Here is an 18,963-nt window from a genome sequence, read left to right on the forward strand (position 1 = left end):
AAAAGCAGGACAATTTAAATAAAAACCTATTTGAAGTGTTTGACTTCAAATAGGTTTTATGAGTGAAAATATTAAACAAGCGCTTCTCTTTTTAATACGAACTTCTCTACAACCTTTGCAACGCCATCATTCATATTTGTATCTGTTACGTAGTTTGCAATTTCTTTAATATCATCTGGTGCATTGCCCATTGCAACACCAAGACCAGCGAATTCGATCATCGCCTGATCATTATAGCTATCGCCCATTGCGATAACTTCTTCACGCTTAATGCCTAGCTTTTGGATTAGTTGGTTTAAGCTTGTTCCTTTTGTAACACCAGCTTCAGTAAATTCTAAGAAGAATGGTTTTGAACGCATCACGCTTAATTGGCCTTCTAGTTGCTGTTGTAGTTTCTTTTCTACTACAACAAGGCGTTCAGCTTCTTTATTCATTAATACTTTTACTACAGGCTCTTTAACAGCAGCTTTAAAGTCATCTACTACAACAATTGGCATACCAGTAATATCGCCCTCAATTTCAGTATAAGGATTATTTTCTTCTGTTACGATATCATCGCCAATGTAAGTATGAATCCATACATCTTCAGTTTTACTAATTTCAAATAGGTTGTGAACGATTTCAGGAGATAGCGTACTACTAAAGATTTCTTCGTTTGTTTTACAGTTAATAATTTTTGCACCATTAAAAGATAGAATGAAACTGCCGTATTCTTCTAAACGAAGTTCTTTCGCTACATTGCGCATACCAAATGTTGGACGTCCAGAAGCAAGTACAACCTTTACACCTTGCTCTTGTGCAGTCATTAGAGCCTCTTTCGTACGAGGTGAAATGGTATGGTCGTCACGTAATAAAGTATCATCTAAATCTAAAACAATCATTTTATAAGTCATATTGAAAATTCCCTTCTTTATTTAAATAGAAATACATGTTCATGAAGATATTAAGAAATAATAGTAAGACATCGAACTTCTTCGGAAAGAAATAGATAAATTACCATGAGCGTATTGCCCATGATAATTTATCGTAACAACTCTAAAGGTAGAGTGCAATAATGGAAGTTTTCCAATTTACGATAGTTGTTTTTCTGTAGAACGAGAAAATAGTATTTCGAGCAAAATTGCCATTACAGATCCAAGAACGAGACCGTTACTTAAAAATGATGCTAGAAATGGTGGGAGCGTAGAAAATGCTCCAGCTGGAACGAACATAACTCCGACTCCTGTAAAGATGGAAAGACCCGCTACTTTAAATAATCGTTCTTTATCTTGTACTGTGTCGTATTCACGGAAAGCTAGACCAATCATACTTGCAAATACAGGATAGATAGCAGCATATCCGACTGCAACAGGGATTGCTGCAAAGAATGAAGTAATCTTTGGGAATATACTAACAGCAATAATAAAGCTTGATCCTAACATAAATGGGAGTCGCTTATAAATATTAGTCGTTGCAATAAACCCTGCTGATCCAGAAATGGCGACAGGTCCAATAGCTGAGAATAGACCACCTAGTAATTGATTGATTCCTGTTATAATGCCGGCTTGTTTGAAACGATCTGGTGCGGCACCTTCTTCATACTTAGAGACAATCTTTTGCACAACGCGAATACTTGCTAACATATTTGTTAGAAGTAATAGTGTAACGAAAACTACCGTAATTGCCATGTTCCATTCAATGCGAGGCATTCCGAAAACAAATAGGGATGGAAAACGGATTACATCTGTCACAGGCGTTACTGGATTAGATAATCCGAAGCATGCAAATAATATCCAGCCGCAGACAATACTGAAAAGAACGGAATATTGTCCAATAATAGGTAGCTTCATAATGAAAAAGGATAGTAAAATAACAATGAGTGAAAGAATAAATACGTCAGCTTGTACTTCTGTATGTTGTCCGTCAAGGCCAAACATTCCCTTTAAGAAGGAACCACTAAGTTGTGCGACAAGAAGAAATAAATATGTTCCAATGACTGTCGGTGTAAAATAGCGAACTAGCTTATCGATGAGTCCGAAAACACTAAGAATAATACAAATGATACCACTTAATAGGAAGGCGTATTGAAGGACTTTAAGCGTTTCATTGCTTGATCCAAATAATACGACACCTAAACTTGCATAAAGGGAGAAAATCCCCCACCAAAGGCCTGCAGGACCTTCTTGAATAGGAAGTTTATGTCCAAAAATAGCTTGCAGTAGACCAGCAAAGCCAAGAACAAATAATGTTCTTTGTACGAATGCAATAGCTTCAGCTCCATCGAGGCCATAACTAGTTGCGACGCTAATTGGTACAATAAGGCTCCCAGCTAAAATAAATAGCGCCCATTGTAAGGCGGAAAGAAATGTTTTCATTATATCAACCTCTTTCATAGATTCCGTATCTAGTATATATGTATTTCATTTCCACTGGCAAAGATTGTAGATAGAGAAAAGAGTTGAAACACGATATGAATGCACGTAAGCAATTATGGATAGCAGTTATATGCATGACTTTTGTTGTAATTCTAGGAACATTAGGATTTATGACAATTGAAGAGATTAGTTTGTTTCAAGCATTTTGGATGACGATGATTACCGTATTAACTGTTGGATATGGAGATGCCGTTCCTGTAACACATGCAGGAAAAGTTTTTGCGCTTCTTATTATACCGGTTGGCGTCGGTATCGTTACGTATGCAATTGGTGTAGTGGCAGCTATGATTATTGAAGGGAATTTATTTCATGCAGTACGGAGGAAGAAGATGGATAAACAAATAGCACAGTTACAAAATCATATTATCGTATGTGGTTGCGGTAGAGTGGGGCATCAAGTTGTACATGAATTGCAAGAAAAGAAAATTCCATTTGTCGTCGTGGATAAAGATGAAAGTATATTGGAGAAGGAAAAACTTTTGTATGTACATGGGGATGCAACGGAAGACCAAGTGTTACATCATGCTGGAATTTCAAAGGCAGCCGGTCTAGTTGCCATTGTAGCCAATGACGCCGAAAATGTATTTATTACATTAACGGCAAGAGGAATAAACGATGCAATTAAAATTGTGGCAAGAGCGGAAAAACCTGAAACCGAAGACAAATTACGGCGTGCTGGGGCAAATAAGGTGATTAATCCATCTAGCATGGCAGGAATTCATATTGCAAAAGGTATTGCGAATCCGCTAACAGTTCATTATATTGATACAGTATTGTATGGCGTGGATCAGTCATTTGTAATTGAAGAAATTGCAGTCGGAAAAGGCTCTATGTTAGCTAGTAAATCGTTACTAGAGAGTGATGTGAGAAATCAATTTGATGTAACAATTTTAGCGATTTTGAGAAATGGGAATGTTATACATAATCCGACGGGGCAGGAAAAATTGCAAGAACATGATATGATAATAGTATTTGGTTCAGTAGAGAAGCTGGGGCAATTTGAGAAAGAACTACAAAGTACGAGGTGATAAGGAATGCAAATATCGAGCGATAAGATTTTAAATAAAATGGCGAATGAAATTGCAAAGGCAAAAAGTAGTGAAGGGCAAAAATCAAAAGATCATTTATTAGTTGTGCGTGCTTTATGTGATTTACTATTAGATGAACAGGCTGAATCTCCTACGTATAGAGAGCCGCAAATTCAATCGCAAGTAATTGGAACGCAGCCTATAACGACAGTTCAACCGGTTATGCCAGTTTCTGGAGAACCTGTGTATATAAAAGAAGAAGGTGCAAATGGTAATTCATTATTTGATTTTTAATGATTAAATCGTTTGGCTTATATGAAAAAATTGCTTATGATAAAGGTAAAAAAGGGGAATTAAGATGAAAATTTTCTTTTTACTAGGTTGTATTGCAGCGGGATTATCTGTTGCGTTAGGGGCTTTTGGAGCACACGGTTTAGAAAATAAAGTTTCTGCAAAAATGTTAGAAGTTTGGAAAACTGGTGTTACATATCAAATGTTTCATGCAGGTGGACTATTCGTAGTTGCTTTATTAATGGATAAGATTCAATCATCACTTTTAACTACTGCTGGCTGGCTTATGGTAGCTGGGATTATTATGTTTTCAGGTAGTTTGTATGCATTAAGTACGACAGGTATTAAGTTCTTTGGCCCAATTACACCTCTTGGTGGTGTAGCGTTTATCGTGGCATGGATCTTAGTCGGAACTGCAGTTGTAAAAGGGTTATAAAAAACAAAAGCTGGCATACGCCAGCTTTTTTTTATGGTCTTGGAGCATAAGTTGCTTGTTGACTAGGTAAATACATAATTTCTTCTGGGAATTCTACATAATCTAAGTAAATCATTAGTAGTAAATAACGTTTTCCTGATTGTGGCTCACTAATTACGATATGATCACGACCAGCTGCTTCGATAATACCTGTATACGATTGTGTACCGAGTGAGCTACCACGCTCATAAGTCATTACAACTGTGGCTTGCTTGCCCTTGTTCAAACGAAGAATATTTTCAATATACGACTGTTCTAATGGTAACATGCCTTGAGAAACAGCATATTGAGCTTGCGCAGCTTGTTGTTGCATCGCTTGCTGTTGTTGCTGTTGCTGTGGGGTCATTTGTTGCGGTTGTACGTAAGTTCCAGATGGTTGATAGAAACCTGTTCCGTAATACGGGTTTTGTTGCTGTGCCATTCAAAAATCCCTCCTCATTATCAATCCTTAATATACGCCAGGACAATCCTCGCCAGATGGCTGGAAGAAGCAGTGCTTTTTGAAGCGACCAGAGTTTTGTTGATTATACCAAGTTGGTGGACAAGGGCCTTCAGGTCTAAAAAACCACAAGGAAAAGTTAGCAGGCCAAAAACGTTGTCCTTGAATCGTTCGCCTTGCTAATGCGATATCTTGTTCTCTTGCACGCTGATAAAAATACCCTTTTTGCGTTGCCTCAAAACCGCCAGGATTTTGATAAACCATTTGACGTAAATTACGTATTTTTTTAAAATCTAAACAATTTCCGCGGACACGATTTACACCTACGTTTCCGACCATTAACATTCCTTGTTGCCCTTCTCCTTCGGCTTCAGCACGCATCAGTCTAGCTAATAACTTTACATCTTCTTCGTTATAAGCAATAACACCCATTATGTGTCACCTCTCTTTTTGGAATACCTTTTGGAAAGAGGTTATTTCTAGATGAAGTGTGGAACAATTACTAGTTCATACGTATGAGGAAAAGGACTCAGATATGACAACCAAACGAAGTTTTACATTGAGAGAGGAAAATAAAAAAAGCTAGCATGAGCTAGCTTTTCATCATTAAAATACTTTAGACCATAAGTTTGAGAAGAAATCACCGATAGAGCGCATTGTTAATACGAACCAATTTGCTTTTTCAACATCTTCTGTCGTTTTTGCAGTAACTTTCATACTTTTACTACCGTCTAAGAAACCATATTTATCAGTTGATTCTAAAGTAATTGAGCCTACTTTGGCATCTTTCTTAATAGGAGCAACTAAATGGCCATCTTCAGCAAGTGATTTACTTGCTTCCGTCCCAATTTTGTAAGTGGGTTTGCTCCCTTTTTTCGTAATCACCGTTATTTCTTTCTCGGGTGCAACTGTTACTTGATCTTCTTTCCCCTGTACTACAGGGATTGTATTGTTTTTATCAATTTTTAATTTTTGTTTTTCAAAGTTATTAAATCCATATTCAATTAATGCACGAGATTCAGTGAAACGCTCGTCCATTGATTTTGTTTTAATAATAACTGAAATAAGGCGTAATTCACCACGTTTTGCTGTAATAGTGAATCCGTATCCAGCAGTATCAGAACTACCAGTTTTTAAACCGTCTGTTCCTTCATAAGAGAAAGCGGCACCTGGTAACATCCAGTTCCAGTTTTCCATACGAATTGGTTTCGGATGATTATCTGGGAAGTTTCTAAATCTTTGTTTTGTATCCTCTAGCATTTCTGGATACTTTGTAATCATTGCTTTTGAAAGCATACCCATATCGCGAGCTGACATGGAATTTTCTCCATTCGGATCAGTTCCTTCAGGATGTTTTCCCTTTAAGTCAGCGTTGTTTAACCCAGTAGCGTTTACAAATTTATATTTCTTTAACCCTAGTTTTTTTGCATGTTCATTTGCAAGATTTAAGAAGTTTTTCTCACTTCCTGCAAGAAGTTCTGCTAAGGCAATACTAGATCCGTTTGCAGAGAAGATAACGATAGAATGATATAATTCTCTTACAGTATATTGACGTCCCTTTTCGAATGGAACGTTAGAGAATTCATTATTACGTGAAACTTCATAAGCGTAATCAGAAATGTTTACCTTTGTATCCCAAGTGATTTTACCCTCTTTAATTGCTTCTAATACGGCATAAACAATAATTAATTTTGACATACTAGCGATAGCTAGTAATTCATCTGGATTTTGTTCATGCAGTATTTTTCCTGTATCTGCATCAAATAGAAGTGCAGCTGCTGCCTCAATATGTATTTTTTCTTCCGCATGGGATGTTGTTACTCCTAAGGAAGAAATTGACAATAAAAGTGCTAGTAAAATAGACAAGATTTTCTTCATATAGATTATCACCTTCGCATCGTTATTAGCATGTAGCTTGTCCCATTTTAGCATAAATTTGGATATGAAAAGGTTACAATTTCACACGAAATTTGAAAAGAATTTGTCGATTTTTGTTCAAAATTGCAGGGAAAAGGAGGTTTTTGGGGATAAATATAGAGAAGAATAAAAAAAGGAACGAATTTCGTTCCTTTTCACCATTTATATGTGTAAAAATTTCTCTACTTTTTCATCTGGTAAAATGTTTCCAACGAAGAATGTTCCAAATTCACCATAACGAGCACTTACTTCATCGAAGCGCATTTCATATATAAGTTTTTTAAATTGAAGAACATCGTCAGCAAATAATGTTACGCCCCATTCGAAATCGTCGAATCCAACAGATCCTGAAATGACTTGACGTACCTTACCTGCGTATTGACGACCAATTTTGCTATGACTGTACATCATTTTTTTACGCTCTTCCATAGGAAGCATGTACCAGTTGTCATCACCTTGGCGACGCTTGTCCATTGGGTAGAAGCAAATGTGATTTGCTTTTGGTAGTTCTGGATATAAGCGAGCTAAGATTTGTGGATTTTGGTATGGATCTTCATCAGCTGGAAGGTAGTTGCTTAGTTCAACAACAGATACGTAAGAGTATGCAGGAACCATATATTCAGCTAATGTTGTTTTATTCAATTCTGTCTCAATTTCATTTAACTCTTCCATTGTTGGACGTAAAATCATAAGCATAATATCAGCTTTTTGGCCAACAACTGTATACATTGCATGACTGCCTTTTTTTGCAGCAGCTACTTCGTTCCATTTTTCAACGACATTTAAAAATTCAGACACTGCCTGTCCGCGTTCGTCGCTAGATAATGTTTTCCATGCAGCCCAATCAATAGAACGTAAATCATGTAAACAATACCAGCCATCTAACGTTGTTGTTGCTTCACTCATTCTATTCACCTCAGTTAATGATAGTTTTACACGTTAACTATAGCATATATAGTTTTAAAATCATCTATATAAAACCTTGGCGCATAAAATTGTCACATTTAAATTTATGTGAAAATAGGAGAAGATAAGGATTAAAGGGGCTTTATTTCTAGGCTGAATTTTATGAAAATATAATCATTTTCATTTTATCTATTTTTTGGGAGCTATAAGTTTAAAATATAGAGGAAAAGCAGTATTCTTAAAGATAGAGTTTTTTTAACATATGTAGGAGGGTTTATTCGTGAGCAACTTATTTACAACAGTAAAAGAAAAAGTTCAAGGAAAAGGCATTTCTATCGTACTTCCTGAAGGAACTGATGAAAGAATTTTAGGCGCTGCAGAGCGTTTAGCAAAAGAAGAGTTAGTAAAACCAATCTTAGTTGGTAATAAAGAAGAAATTAGCGCAAAAGCTGCTAGCTTGAATTTAACATTAGCAGGCGTTGATATTTATGACCCAGCTACATACGAAGAAATGGATGCGATGGTAGCATCTTTCGTTGAACGCCGTAAAGGTAAAGCAACTGAAGAAGACGCTCGCAAAATCCTTAAAGACGAAAACTACTTCGGTACAATGCTTGTATACATGGGCAAAGCACACGGTTTAGTAAGTGGTGCAGCTCACTCTACAGCTGATACAGTTCGTCCAGCACTTCAAATCATTAAAACAAAACCAGGCGTTACAAAAACTTCGGGCGTATTCATTATGGTACGTGAAGAAGAGAAATATGTATTCGCTGATTGCGCAATTAACATTGCACCAAACAGCCAAGACTTAGCTGAAATTGGTATCGAGAGTGCGAAAACTGCTGAACTATTCGGTATTGATCCACGCGTTGCTATGTTAAGCTTCTCTACAAAAGGTTCTGCGAAATCTCCAGAAACAGAAAAAGTTGTAGAAGCAACTCGCATTGCAAAAGAAATGGCTCCAGAACTAACTTTAGATGGAGAATTCCAATTCGATGCTGCATTCGTACCATCTGTAGCTGAGAAAAAAGCTCCAGGTTCTACAATTCAAGGTGATGCTAACGTATTCGTATTCCCAAGCTTAGAAGCTGGTAATATTGGCTACAAAATCGCTCAACGTTTAGGTAACTTCGAAGCAGTAGGACCAATCTTACAAGGTTTAAACATGCCTGTAAATGACCTATCTCGTGGATGTAACGAAGAAGAAGTGTACAAGTTAGCTTTAATTACAGCAGCTCAAGCACTTTAATTCTATAATGAATTGAAATAAAGACCGTCGCTATAATAGCGACGGTCTTTATTTTTCTAAGCCAAGTGCTTTATTGTTACGATCAATGATACGTTGTAAATTCGTCTCATATAAAGGAATTTCATCTACTGTTAATGGAGATGGTGTTAACTTTGGAGCGAATTGCTGCAGTGTTTTTAAAAGGCGCATCATTAAATCTTGTACTGTAATGGTTTCGCCAAGTAGTTCTGAAAGTGAAGCCATCGTACTCGGTACAATTTCAGGGTACGTAAAGCGTGTTTCTTCTCCTTGAATGGCTAGGTTGTAGAAATCACGAACGAGTGCGGCACGCTCAGAGCCACTTCCTGTAGCACAGAGATAAATTTGGACAGCGACACCACCGCGAATACGGCGCTGTGAAATACCAGCGAATTTTTGATCGCGAATACTCAAGTCATAGCTACCAGGACAGTAAGAGCCAACAATTTCTTTTGCCTCGATTGTAACGTCGTAATCTTTTAACATTTCCTGAATTAAATGCCACATTGTATCGTATCCAAGATCAATATCGATACCTTTTTCTGTTTCTTGGAATAAAAGTGATACGTTTAACACACCTTCATCAAGCGCAACTGCAAGTCCACCAGAATTACGAACGATAACATTGAAATTGTTTTCTTTTAAAAAGGAAATACCTTCTTCCAAGTGTGGTAGGCGTGAATCTTGAATGCCAAGGACAATTGTATTGTGATGAACCCAAGAGCGCATTGTTGCAGCTGATTCGCCCTTTCCGATACTTGTGCATAATGTGTCGTCCATTGCAAATGACTGCAATGCATGGAATGTTGGTCCCAAGCTAGACTGATCTACAATACGCCACTCTGGCTGAGATAAAATGGAACGGGAATTGCTCATATAACTAACCCCTTATCTTTAAAATGACAATCTCTATTATAGCAAAAAATAATGAAAGTAGTTTTTAAGAGGGAATCTTACTGAATTGTAAGGTTATCGTAAGGAAAGTGAATTGGTTAAACGAGCTGCGACAGTTAAACTAAGAGATGCAATGATGATTTTAGGAGGAATACAGATGAAAAAAGTTAAATTAGGACTCGTAGCGATTATGTCGGCTGCCGTATTTAGTGGCTGTTCTATTATGGATATGATTGCACCACAAGCAAAGGGCGTTGTTATGTACGGAGATGAAACAGGCGTTCAAAAAACAATGGATCAATATAAAGATAAAATTGAATCTCAAAATAAATTTGAAGCAAAACTAGGTACTGTTAATGAGAAAAAGGTTTTAATTATGAATAAAACAACAGCTGAAAAGATGGTAAAAGAAAACATGCTGAAAAAAGTAGTGAAAGAAGATGTAGAACCAATTAAAGCATTGCCGGCTATTTCTGATGAAGCTGGAATTGTATTTGCTAAAGAGGAACAAAAAGATGTAGTAATTGATGGAAAGAAAATGAAGTATGAAGGTAATGTAGTAATTGGTGATGCGCGTAAATATACAGATATGTATGCGGTTGTTAGTGATACGGAATATGCAAAAATAAGTGAACCGGTAAAAACGATTGGATTAGCAGCTTTTAAAGAGAATCCAAAGGAAAAGATTTTCCCAGATATAAAGAGAGGTTCTAACGTAGAAGAAGCACATATGGTGGAAGTGAAATAATAAAAAGGATGCATGTAATGCATCCTTTTTATTCTGCAATTTTTTCTAAGTTACCATTTCGATCCATTCGGAAAGATGTTTGAGAACGTTCTTCGTCATCCATGACTGCTAACTTACGAGCTCGGTTCATGATGTTCATAAGTGTTTCGTAATCTTCTTGTACAGTATGAGATTGTTGTTCTAATTTTTCTAGTTTCTTTTCTAGTTCTTCATTTCGAAGGATTTGTGCTCTAATTTCTTGTTTCAATCTCGTATTCTCGTTTTCAAGAGCTGTCACTTTTATATTTGAAGAGCCGACTGTTTGTAAAAAATAAATAACATCTTGCATTGTCATAGAGCCTTTCGCAGCAGGAACAGTAGATTCCTGATAGGGAATAGCTTCTTTATATTGTACAATTGATTCCTCTTGTACTAGTTCTTCATAATCAGTTATCGAATCTGAAGCTGGTGGTGTATAAAGTAAACGTTTTTTCGCTTGTTCACCGCTTGCAGCACGCATTTTATCTTTACGATGTTTTTTTGCTAGTTGAAGAGCTTGTTCATAGCTATAGCGAACAACAGCATTCCAACGGAAACCACAGGCAGCAGATGTACGATTTAATTGATCTCCTACTTCTTCAAATGCATTTAATTGAGTGCTTCCTTCTCGAACGTGACGAAGTACAGTTTCAGCAAGTAATAAATCGTCCTCATCCGTCCAAGCATCTTGTCTTACTTTCATAGATTCAACTCCCTTTCTTTTTATGAACTTCCTATTTTTATAATGGGCAAAAAAATGAGCTTTTATACAAAGCTTTTAAAAATATGGTAGATTTCGATGAAAGGTGAAAATTTTGCGATGAATGATGAGAGCTTCTGTAGGAGAGCATATAAATATATAGCATTATATGAAGAAAGAGCGTCGTAAGGAAACTTGCAACGAGCTTCAAAGAGCGGTAAAATACCATTTAGTGTTTATTTTTAAATGTACTTGAGAAAAGTTTAAAATAGAGGAAGTGTTGTATAATGGGAAACGAATTTCGTGTGTGTGATGATTGTCAGGCAACGAACGTTAAAACGTTGATTCCGAAGTTAAAAAAAGTAGATTCATGTGCAACGATTGAAGTTGGATGTCAGTCTTACTGTGGCCCTGGTCGTAAAAAATCATTCGCATTTGTAAATAATCGTCCAGTTGCGGCTCCAACAGAAGATGAATTAATTACAAAGATTGAAGTAAAGTTAAATAAATAAGAAAAAGAAGAGTGAACAGATTACTCTTCTTTTTTTATGCCCATAAGAGGAAAGAATTATTCTTTGGAAGCTTAATTGTTGAGGGATAATGGTAAGTGATACATAGGCATTACCTGTTCATTAAGGCTTCAATTTAGATAAATTTGTATTTCAAAATAATAGTTGACAGTCTTTGGAAGCGATAGGTAGAATAGAAGGTGTCTGATTCTGAGAATCATTATCAGGGAAGGTCAATTCACCTAATTTTTTTATTACTATTTGAGAATAAATTTCATTTTATTAAATATATGTTGTTGGTTAGGATGGTTGAGGGATGGAAGCGAGCGCAAGGAGTATAGGACAACAAGAAGAGAATGTTAAAGAGATTAAGAGTAGGCCGCTCATTGCTTCTATTATTTTAGTAGCAGGTACAGTCTTGTTAGCTTTAAGCATGGCATTGTCTATTTCGTTTGGTGCTGCAGATATTAGTTTAAAGACTGTATGGCAAGCTGTGTTTCAGTTTGACGGTTCTATTACGCATCATAACGTAATTCAAGAACTTCGCATGCCTAGGGCAATAGGGGGCGTAGTAGCAGGTGCCTTTTTAGCGGTATCGGGAGCAATTATGCAAGGTATGACGCGAAATCCACTTGCTTCTCCATCGTTAATGGGAATTACAGATGGGGCTGTATTTGGGATTGCAATTATGTATGCATTTTTTCCTAATTCACCTTATTTAATGTTTGTCATCGCATCTTTTATTGGAGCTGCGTTTGGGGCGAGCATTGTATATGGAATTGGATCTTCTTCACCAGGTGGATTAACACCTGTGAAATTAGCTTTAGCAGGTGCAGCAATTAGTGCTTTATTAGGGGCCATCTCATCTGGAATTGCGCTGTATTTCAATCTTGCTCAAGAGGTGAGCATGTGGAATGCTGGCGGAGTTGCTGGAGTGAAGTGGGAAAGTATTAATATGTTAGTGCCGATTGGGCTTGTGTGTCTTTTTATTGCAATTATGATGTCAAGGTATATTACAATTTTGAGCTTTGGTGAAGAAATTGCGATTGGACTTGGTCAAAATACGACACTAATTAAATTTATCGGAACAGTACTTGTTCTTGTGTTAACAGGTTCTGCAGTTTCTATGGCAGGATCGGTTGGATTCGTTGGACTTGTCATTCCACATATGACTCGTTTCCTTGTAGGCTCAGACTATAGATGGGTTATTCCATGTTCTGCAGTCTTAGGCGGGCTGTTAATTGAATGTGCAGATATGTTATCTCGCGTTATTAACCCACCGTTTGAAACGCCAATTGGAGCAATTACAGCACTAATTGGGGTTCCATTCTTCCTCTACTTAGCACGTAACGAAGGGAGAGGAAAAATGTGAGGACAAGTGTCTTAACAAAAAAGAACGTTTCTATTTTAACAATTTTGGTAGGATTAATCGTCACTGTATTTTTAGTAAGTTTAAATACAGGAACATTTAAAATACCACCAATGGATGTATTAAAATCATTGGTTGGACTTGGGGCTGAAGATCAGTCTGTTATTTTATTTGAATTCCGTATGCCACGTATGGTTATTGCTATATTAGTTGGATCCGCTTTGGCGATGTCAGGTGCGATTTTGCAAGGATTATCGCGAAACCCACTTGCTGATCCAGGTATTATCGGTATTAACGCTGGAGCGGGATTAACAGTTGTTATATTCGTCTACTTTTTCTTCGGGAAAGTTGGGACTGGTACATTTTTATCTGTATTTATCCTTCCATTCTTCGCGTTAGTTGGTGCGATATTAGCAGCGGTTATTATTTATTTACTAGCATGGAAAGACGGCGTTTCATCTACTCGATTGATACTTGTTGGTATCGCTGTTGCAGCTGGGTTTGGTGCTGTTAGTTTAATTTTTTCTATGAAGATGACATCTAACGATTTCCGTTTTGCGACGATTTGGTTAGCAGGAAGTCTGTGGGGTACAGATTGGAAGTTCGTGCTAAGTGTACTTCCATGGATGGTTATATTCTTGCCACTTGCTATTAGTAAGGCGCACATATTAAATGTAATGAACCTAGGCGACTCTACAGCTGTTGGCCTTGGCGTAAATGTAGAAAAAGAAAGACGTAAATTATTATTTATTGCAGTTTGTTTAGCGGGTGCATCTGTCGCTGTTGCTGGAGGAATTGGTTTTATCGGTTTAATGGCTCCACATTTAGCGAGGCGCCTTGTTGGTGGTAAACATCAAATTATGCTGCCTACTGCTGCACTAATAGGGACGTTTTTACTTTTATTCGCAGACGTAATTTCAAGAAGTGTGTTACCAACTTCAGAAATACCGGTCGGTCTTGTTATTTCTGTAATTGGTGCACCATATTTTATATACTTACTTATGAGGACAAAATAAAGGGAGGCTTTTTGTATGGCAACTTTAGCAGTTGATGCGGTATCTGTTGGCTATAATGAAGGGTTAATTATTGATGGATTAACAGTTGAAATTCCGGAAGGGAAAATTACAACAATTATTGGACCAAATGGTTGTGGGAAGTCCACATTATTAAAAACAGCTTCTCGTATTTTGAAGGCGAAAAAAGGTACTGTTTATCTTGACGGAAAAGCAATTGAGAAACAGCCAACGAAAGAAATCGCAAAGAAAATGGCAATTTTACCACAGACTGCAGAAGTGCCAACTGGCCTTACTGTGTTTGAACTTGTTTCATATGGACGTTTTCCTCATCAAAAAGGATTTGGAACGTTGAAAGAAGAGGATTATCGTTACATTCATTGGGCACTTGAAGTGACGGGAATGACAGAATTCGCAAATCGTTCAGCAGAAGCGTTATCAGGCGGGCAACGTCAACGTGTATGGATTGCGATGGCCCTTGCACAAGGGACAGAATTACTCGTATTAGATGAACCGACAACGTACTTAGATATGGCCCACCAATTAGAAATATTAAACTTATTGAAAAAGTTAAATGAAGAAGAAGGTAGAACGATTGTTATGGTTATCCATGACTTAAACCATGCTTCTCGTTTCTCAGATCATATGATTGCATTAAAAGCAGGTAAGTTAATGAAACAAGGAACGCCAGATGAAGTAATGACAAGTGAAACACTTCGTAACGTATTTGAGATTGAAGCTCAAATCGTTCCATGTCCAGTAAACTGTAAGCCAATTTGTTTAACATATGATTTAGCGATGATTAGTAATCAATTGCGTAAAAAAGCATAATTAGAACCCCCTCTTAGAGAGGGGGGAATTCTAATGGACGTTGAGCTTCTTATTAGTAAATAGGAAGTTGAACACCCGTTAGAACGGGGCATAAACAACAATTAATAAATATATATTGATTAATTGTTAATCTTGTTTCTTATAGTTCACTGTAACTTATAAGAGAAATACAGCTAGAAGGAGTGGGAACATGAAGAATTTTAAAATGGCGTTATTAGCAATGGTACTAGTCGTTACTTCTGTACTATTTGCAGCTTGTTCTAACAAAGAAGAGAAGAAAGCAGATGCGAAGGATGCGAAGACTGAAGAGCGCACTGTACAACATGCAAAAGGGGAAATTAAAATCCCTGCAAATCCAAAGAAAATTGCTGACCTTAGTGGTTCAACAGAAGAATTATTAATCTTTGGTATGAAACCAATTATTACTGCTAATACATCTCAAGAAAAAATTGATGCACATATTGAAAAGAAATTAAAAGACGTAAAACCAGTTGGTTCTGCTTGGGGCGATAAAATTAACATCGAAGCAGTAGCTGCTGCAAAACCAGACTTAATTCTTGTAAACAATCGTCAAGAAAAGATCTATGATCAATTATCTAAAATTGCACCAACAGTTATGTTAAAAACTCCATTAGACCAATGGCGTCCAAAATTCGAAGAAGTAGGTCAAATCTTCGGTAAAGAGAAAGAAACAAAAGAATGGTTTAAACAGTATGATGAAAAAGCAAGCAAATTACATGATAAAATCGTTGCGAAAACTGGCGATGCTAAATTTATGAAAATGGCTGCATATCCAAATGCTTTCCGCGTATACGGTGACTACGGTTACGGTAGCGTAATCTTTAACGATTTAAAATTACCAGCAGTTAAAGGTACACCAACGGATAAACCATTAGTACAAGTACAAAAAGAAGCTTTAATCGATTACAACCCAGATTACTTATTCGTATTTACGACTGGTGACGGTTCTCAGCGTCTAAAAGAATTCCAGGAAGAATCAATTTGGAAAAACATGAACGCTGTTAAAAACAACCACGTATTTACAATTAAAAACGAAGACTTAAACAAAGGTTACTTCCCTCTAGGTAAAGAAATGATCTTAGATGAAGTTGCTGAGTTCGTTTTAGGGAAATAATGTATAAAAAGAAATCACTTTTACTCCGGTAAAAGTGATTTTTTCTTTATATAAGGGCAATTAATATAGTCTTTCATTTCTTTCTGTTTCCTATTTCGTTTATAATATATAGTAAGAATGCAGTAAAGAAAGGGGGATGTCGGAAGGTGGTATATTTAAACGACAAACTCAGCGAAACAAAAGTGTTTAAAGACCCGGTACATAAATATGTGCACGTGCGCGATCGTGTTATTTGGGATTTAATCGGAACGAAAGAATTTCAACGCTTACGCCGTATTAAGCAGCTTGGAACGACATTTTTTACATTTCACGGTGCAGAGCATAGTCGCTTTACTCATTCATTAGGTGTATATGAGATTATTCGTCGTATGATTGATGATGTGTTTGATGGCAGACCGAACTGGAATGCTGAAGATAGATTGTTATGTTTATGTGCGGCATTACTTCATGATGTCGGTCACGGCCCGTTTTCTCACTCCTTTGAAAAAGTATTTTCATTAGATCATGAGAAATTTACACAAAAGATTATCGTTGGAGATACGGAAATTAATCGCGTATTAAGTCGTGTGGATAAAGATTTTCCACAAAAGGTAGCCGATGTAATCGCAAAAACATCTTCTAATAAATTAGCGATTAGCATGATTTCCAGTCAAATTGATGCAGATCGTATGGACTATTTATTAAGAGATGCGTATTTCACTGGCGTAAAGTATGGAAACTTTGATATGGAACGTATATTGCGTGTCATGCGTCCGTACGGCAATCAAGTAGTTATTAAAAATAGTGGTATGCATGCTGTTGAGCATTATATTATGAGTCGTTATCAAATGTATTGGCAAGTATATTTCCATCCGGTGACGCGCAGTGCTGAAGTTATTTTAACGAAGATTTTACACCGTGCAAAATCATTGCACGAGAAGTATTATACATTTAAAAATCATCCGGTTCATTTCTATTCTTTATTTGAAGAAGAAGTAACAGTAGAGGATTATTTAAAGTTAGACGAGAACGTTATGTATTATTACTTCCAAGTATGGCAAGACGAAGAAGATCCAATTTTAAGTGATTTATGCCGCCGTTTTATGAATCGAAACCTATTTAAATATGTAGAGTTTACAGATAAGCACGGTTTAGATAATTGGATGGAATTAAGTAGCTTATTTAAAAAGATTGGACTTGATCCAGAATACTATTTAGTAGTTGATTCAACATCAGACTTACCGTATGACTTTTACCGTGCTGGTGAAGAAGAAGAACGTCTGCCAATCTTACTTCTTATGCCAAATGGAGAGCTTAGAGAGCTTTCACGTGAATCGGATATTGTTGAGGCGATTACTGGTAAGAAGAGAAGGGATCAAAAATTATTCTATCCGCATGATTTAATCTATGAAGATGGAAGAAAAGGAAAATATAAAGAGAGAATCATCGAGTTACTAGAAGGAAAAAAATAAGAAGCAGCTAAGAGCTGCTTCTTATGAAAGAACTTGGAATTATTTGTCGCTTAAGCGTTTTCCGCCAACTGCATAATGGTTTTTAGACATTTCTTCGATGAAAACAACGATGTTTTCTTCAGGAGCACCAGTTGTTTCGCTTACTGCTGCTGTTACTTTCTCAGCAAGAGCTTTCTTTTGTTCCTCTGTGCGTCCTTCTAGCATTTTCACTGTTACGTATGGCATATATAATCGCTCCTTTTATGTAAGTTACACTCTTATTATAGCGGATTATGGGGAAGAACAATCGAAAAAACAAATAATTTCTTTTTTTGACATATTGAAGAGGAGATGAATCATGGATCAGTTATTTAGATATCCATTGCAAGAAATCCCGTTAGTAGCAATGGCGATTATTATTGCATTATCAGTGCATGAATTTGCGCATGCATATGTTGCATATAAATTTGGAGACGATACAGCAAAGAGACAAGGTCGCTTAACTTTATCACCGATGGCGCACTTAGATCCTATCGGGATGATTGCAGTATTAATTCTTGGTTTCGGTTGGGCAAGGCCAGTACCAGTTAACCCGTACAATTTTAAAAGACCGCGTCTTGCTGGGATATTAGTTTCGATTGCTGGGCCGATCAGTAACTTAATTTTAAGTGCGATTGGTTTAATTATTTTATATAGTTTAGCGGTATTCGGAGTATTTGATGCAATTCCAGCTGCAGTAGCAGATACGTTAGGTCGATTCTTCCAAATTTTTATTATGCTTAATATCGTTTTACTTGTATTTAACTTATTACCAATCCCGCCACTTGATGGATATCGTGTTGTGGAGGATTTAGCACCAGCAAATATTCGTGCGAAAATGACACAGTATGAAAAGTATGGAGCAATCGCGTTATTAATTCTCGTTATTACACCGCTTAGCAATTACACAATTCAACCTATTTTCAATGTTGTCATTCCGTATGTATTTGTATTTTTAGACAGTATCATTGCGCCTATTTTCAGGCTTTTCTAATCAGTAAGCGAGGAGGACTTTATATATGACAGAGAAAAAGAAAAAAATCGGTTTTAATATCGTGAAAAATGATTCAACAGATGGACATGGTGGATTTGGCGTTGGGGCATTAAGCCTAGAAAATATTTCACCTGTATTTGTCGATGTACTAGAGAAAACAGCCTTTGTTGATATCGGTGCGATGCATGCGCGTAGTACGGTCGAAAAAGGTATTAAGTTTTTAACAAATAAAGATGAAGTTCCAAACGGAAAACCATTTTGGCTTGTGTGGGTAACGATTGAAAGAACTGCGACAGGAGCTTATTATGCAGGTGTAACAGCTTGTGAAATGACAGTTGACCGTGAAATTCGTCGCGGATATAAATCACTTCCAGAGCACGTAAACAAAATGGATAAATCAATGAAGCGTCACATTATGGTTGACCATATGGATGAATCATCTAAAAAAGTACTTGGTACATTCTTGAAAGAACATAATGAAGCGATTTGGAACGAATCTAGTGAAGAATTGCACCGTGCATTATTAAGTGAATAAAAAATAGC

Annotated in this window: 22 protein-coding genes; 13 read left to right on the plus strand and 9 right to left on the minus strand. The window is 36.7% G+C overall.

All coding sequences use genetic code 11. The annotated features are described in order from the left end of the window. Positions 1-71: 71 nt before the first annotated feature. Together ACXY7N_RS21895 and ACXY7N_RS21900 are read right to left on the minus strand one after the other, a co-directional pair. Entirely contained in the window at positions 72-893 is an 822-nt protein-coding gene (locus tag ACXY7N_RS21895) for a Cof-type HAD-IIB family hydrolase (protein WP_016085411.1), read from the minus strand. Positions 894-1,070: 177 nt separating this feature from the next. Continuing rightward, positions 1,071-2,354, minus strand: a complete 1,284-nt coding sequence (locus ACXY7N_RS21900) for a purine/pyrimidine permease (RefSeq protein ID WP_016085412.1) — start codon at positions 2,352-2,354, stop codon at positions 1,071-1,073. Positions 2,355-2,449: 95 nt separating this feature from the next. On the opposite strand from ACXY7N_RS21900, the gene ACXY7N_RS21905 reads away from it, so the two are divergent. The 3 genes from ACXY7N_RS21905 (at position 2,450) to ACXY7N_RS21915 (ending at position 4,169) form a co-directional block, all read left to right on the plus strand. Beyond that, positions 2,450-3,442, plus strand: coding sequence for a potassium channel family protein (locus ACXY7N_RS21905; RefSeq protein ID WP_016136122.1), 993 nt, complete (start codon positions 2,450-2,452; stop codon positions 3,440-3,442). A gap of 6 nt (positions 3,443-3,448) precedes the next feature. Next, positions 3,449-3,736: a YwdI family protein gene (locus ACXY7N_RS21910; protein WP_016085414.1), complete on the plus strand. Its 288-nt coding sequence runs from the start codon at positions 3,449-3,451 to the stop codon at positions 3,734-3,736. A 64-nt stretch (positions 3,737-3,800) separates the two neighbouring features. Further along, positions 3,801-4,169 (plus strand): DUF423 domain-containing protein, encoded by a 369-nt coding sequence (locus ACXY7N_RS21915; RefSeq protein WP_000688322.1) that lies wholly within the window; start codon positions 3,801-3,803, stop codon positions 4,167-4,169. Between the two features lie 31 nt (positions 4,170-4,200). Here ACXY7N_RS21915 and gerQ read toward each other — a convergent pair whose 3' ends face one another. The 4 genes from gerQ to hemQ form a co-directional block, all read right to left on the minus strand. Next, entirely contained in the window at positions 4,201-4,629 is a 429-nt protein-coding gene (gene gerQ, locus ACXY7N_RS21920) for a spore coat protein GerQ (RefSeq protein WP_016085415.1), read from the minus strand. A gap of 27 nt (positions 4,630-4,656) precedes the next feature. Beyond that, on the minus strand, positions 4,657-5,079 hold the full coding sequence (cwlJ, locus tag ACXY7N_RS21925) for a cell wall hydrolase CwlJ (RefSeq protein WP_000538163.1): 423 nt from the start codon (positions 5,077-5,079) through the stop codon (positions 4,657-4,659). Between the two features lie 174 nt (positions 5,080-5,253). Then, positions 5,254-6,525, minus strand: coding sequence for a serine hydrolase (locus ACXY7N_RS21930; RefSeq protein WP_016136120.1), 1,272 nt, complete (start codon positions 6,523-6,525; stop codon positions 5,254-5,256). Positions 6,526-6,726: 201 nt separating this feature from the next. Continuing rightward, positions 6,727-7,470 carry a hydrogen peroxide-dependent heme synthase gene (hemQ, locus tag ACXY7N_RS21935; protein ID WP_016085417.1) on the minus strand — a complete coding sequence of 248 codons (744 nt, stop codon included), beginning with the start codon at positions 7,468-7,470 and terminating at the stop codon, positions 6,727-6,729. A gap of 280 nt (positions 7,471-7,750) precedes the next feature. Here hemQ and pta point away from each other — a divergent pair, with 280 nt between their 5' ends. Then, positions 7,751-8,722: a phosphate acetyltransferase gene (gene pta / locus ACXY7N_RS21940; RefSeq protein WP_016085418.1), complete on the plus strand. Its 972-nt coding sequence runs from the start codon at positions 7,751-7,753 to the stop codon at positions 8,720-8,722. Between the two features lie 48 nt (positions 8,723-8,770). Here pta and lipL read toward each other — a convergent pair whose 3' ends face one another. Next, positions 8,771-9,616 carry an octanoyl-[GcvH]:protein N-octanoyltransferase gene (gene lipL, locus ACXY7N_RS21945; RefSeq protein WP_016136119.1) on the minus strand — a complete coding sequence of 282 codons (846 nt, stop codon included), beginning with the start codon at positions 9,614-9,616 and terminating at the stop codon, positions 8,771-8,773. A 175-nt stretch (positions 9,617-9,791) separates the two neighbouring features. On the opposite strand from lipL, the gene ACXY7N_RS21950 reads away from it, so the two are divergent. Next, the gene (locus tag ACXY7N_RS21950; protein WP_033659979.1) at positions 9,792-10,382 is read left to right on the plus strand and encodes a lipoprotein BA_5634 family protein; all 591 of its coding nucleotides are present in this window, start codon (positions 9,792-9,794) and stop codon (positions 10,380-10,382) included. Positions 10,383-10,410: 28 nt separating this feature from the next. Here ACXY7N_RS21950 and ACXY7N_RS21955 read toward each other — a convergent pair whose 3' ends face one another. Continuing rightward, positions 10,411-11,103: an RsfA family transcriptional regulator gene (locus ACXY7N_RS21955; protein WP_016085421.1), complete on the minus strand. Its 693-nt coding sequence runs from the start codon at positions 11,101-11,103 to the stop codon at positions 10,411-10,413. A gap of 284 nt (positions 11,104-11,387) precedes the next feature. On the opposite strand from ACXY7N_RS21955, the gene ACXY7N_RS21960 reads away from it, so the two are divergent. From ACXY7N_RS21960 to ACXY7N_RS21985, 6 genes are all read left to right on the plus strand, one after another. Then, positions 11,388-11,612 carry a YuzB family protein gene (locus tag ACXY7N_RS21960; RefSeq protein ID WP_000526076.1) on the plus strand — a complete coding sequence of 75 codons (225 nt, stop codon included), beginning with the start codon at positions 11,388-11,390 and terminating at the stop codon, positions 11,610-11,612. Between the two features lie 313 nt (positions 11,613-11,925). Further along, on the plus strand, positions 11,926-12,981 hold the full coding sequence (locus tag ACXY7N_RS21965) for a FecCD family ABC transporter permease (RefSeq protein ID WP_016085422.1): 1,056 nt from the start codon (positions 11,926-11,928) through the stop codon (positions 12,979-12,981). Next, a complete protein-coding gene (locus tag ACXY7N_RS21970; RefSeq protein ID WP_016085423.1) occupies positions 12,978-13,994 on the plus strand; it encodes a FecCD family ABC transporter permease in 1,017 nt (338 codons plus the stop codon). Before ACXY7N_RS21965 ends, ACXY7N_RS21970 begins: the two co-directional genes overlap by 4 nt. 15 nt (positions 13,995-14,009) lie before the next feature. Next, the gene (locus ACXY7N_RS21975) at positions 14,010-14,822 is read left to right on the plus strand and encodes an ABC transporter ATP-binding protein (protein ID WP_016136117.1); all 813 of its coding nucleotides are present in this window, start codon (positions 14,010-14,012) and stop codon (positions 14,820-14,822) included. Between the two features lie 190 nt (positions 14,823-15,012). Then, positions 15,013-15,957 (plus strand): ABC transporter substrate-binding protein, encoded by a 945-nt coding sequence (locus tag ACXY7N_RS21980; RefSeq protein ID WP_000787739.1) that lies wholly within the window; start codon positions 15,013-15,015, stop codon positions 15,955-15,957. Positions 15,958-16,103: 146 nt separating this feature from the next. After that, a complete protein-coding gene (locus ACXY7N_RS21985; RefSeq protein ID WP_016085425.1) occupies positions 16,104-17,408 on the plus strand; it encodes an HD domain-containing protein in 1,305 nt (434 codons plus the stop codon). A 39-nt stretch (positions 17,409-17,447) separates the two neighbouring features. On the opposite strand, the gene thmT is transcribed toward ACXY7N_RS21985, so the two are convergent. Then, positions 17,448-17,633, minus strand: a complete 186-nt coding sequence (gene thmT, locus ACXY7N_RS21990) for a 2-hydroxymuconate tautomerase (RefSeq protein ID WP_001147171.1) — start codon at positions 17,631-17,633, stop codon at positions 17,448-17,450. A gap of 112 nt (positions 17,634-17,745) precedes the next feature. Here thmT and ACXY7N_RS21995 point away from each other — a divergent pair, with 112 nt between their 5' ends. Together ACXY7N_RS21995 and ACXY7N_RS22000 are read left to right on the plus strand one after the other, a co-directional pair. Continuing rightward, the gene (locus ACXY7N_RS21995) at positions 17,746-18,420 is read left to right on the plus strand and encodes a site-2 protease family protein (RefSeq protein ID WP_016085426.1); all 675 of its coding nucleotides are present in this window, start codon (positions 17,746-17,748) and stop codon (positions 18,418-18,420) included. A gap of 25 nt (positions 18,421-18,445) precedes the next feature. Beyond that, a complete protein-coding gene (locus ACXY7N_RS22000) occupies positions 18,446-18,955 on the plus strand; it encodes a YwhD family protein (protein WP_016085427.1) in 510 nt (169 codons plus the stop codon). Positions 18,956-18,963 lie beyond the last annotated feature (8 nt).

The sequence above is a fragment of the Bacillus sp. 5w2 genome (assembly GCF_054353775.1).

Coding starts and splice junctions, on each gene's coding strand:
- ACXY7N_RS22000 (WP_016085427.1), top strand. CDS start 18,446: ATGACAGAGAAAAAGAAAAAAATCGGTTTTAATATCGTGAAAAATGAT.
- ACXY7N_RS21910 (WP_016085414.1), top strand. CDS start 3,449: ATGCAAATATCGAGCGATAAGATTTTAAATAAAATGGCGAATGAAATT.
- thmT (WP_001147171.1), bottom strand. CDS start 17,633: ATGCCATACGTAACAGTGAAAATGCTAGAAGGACGCACAGAGGAACAA.
- ACXY7N_RS21905 (WP_016136122.1), top strand. CDS start 2,450: ATGAATGCACGTAAGCAATTATGGATAGCAGTTATATGCATGACTTTT.
- gerQ (WP_016085415.1), bottom strand. CDS start 4,629: ATGGCACAGCAACAAAACCCGTATTACGGAACAGGTTTCTATCAACCA.
- lipL (WP_016136119.1), bottom strand. CDS start 9,616: ATGAGCAATTCCCGTTCCATTTTATCTCAGCCAGAGTGGCGTATTGTA.
- ACXY7N_RS21960 (WP_000526076.1), top strand. CDS start 11,388: ATGGGAAACGAATTTCGTGTGTGTGATGATTGTCAGGCAACGAACGTT.
- ACXY7N_RS21930 (WP_016136120.1), bottom strand. CDS start 6,525: ATGAAGAAAATCTTGTCTATTTTACTAGCACTTTTATTGTCAATTTCT.
- ACXY7N_RS21950 (WP_033659979.1), top strand. CDS start 9,792: ATGAAAAAAGTTAAATTAGGACTCGTAGCGATTATGTCGGCTGCCGTA.
- ACXY7N_RS21895 (WP_016085411.1), bottom strand. CDS start 893: ATGACTTATAAAATGATTGTTTTAGATTTAGATGATACTTTATTACGT.
- ACXY7N_RS21965 (WP_016085422.1), top strand. CDS start 11,926: ATGGAAGCGAGCGCAAGGAGTATAGGACAACAAGAAGAGAATGTTAAA.
- hemQ (WP_016085417.1), bottom strand. CDS start 7,470: ATGAGTGAAGCAACAACAACGTTAGATGGCTGGTATTGTTTACATGAT.
- ACXY7N_RS21975 (WP_016136117.1), top strand. CDS start 14,010: ATGGCAACTTTAGCAGTTGATGCGGTATCTGTTGGCTATAATGAAGGG.
- ACXY7N_RS21995 (WP_016085426.1), top strand. CDS start 17,746: ATGGATCAGTTATTTAGATATCCATTGCAAGAAATCCCGTTAGTAGCA.
- ACXY7N_RS21915 (WP_000688322.1), top strand. CDS start 3,801: ATGAAAATTTTCTTTTTACTAGGTTGTATTGCAGCGGGATTATCTGTT.
- ACXY7N_RS21955 (WP_016085421.1), bottom strand. CDS start 11,103: ATGAAAGTAAGACAAGATGCTTGGACGGATGAGGACGATTTATTACTT.
- ACXY7N_RS21900 (WP_016085412.1), bottom strand. CDS start 2,354: ATGAAAACATTTCTTTCCGCCTTACAATGGGCGCTATTTATTTTAGCT.
- ACXY7N_RS21980 (WP_000787739.1), top strand. CDS start 15,013: ATGAAGAATTTTAAAATGGCGTTATTAGCAATGGTACTAGTCGTTACT.
- cwlJ (WP_000538163.1), bottom strand. CDS start 5,079: ATGGGTGTTATTGCTTATAACGAAGAAGATGTAAAGTTATTAGCTAGA.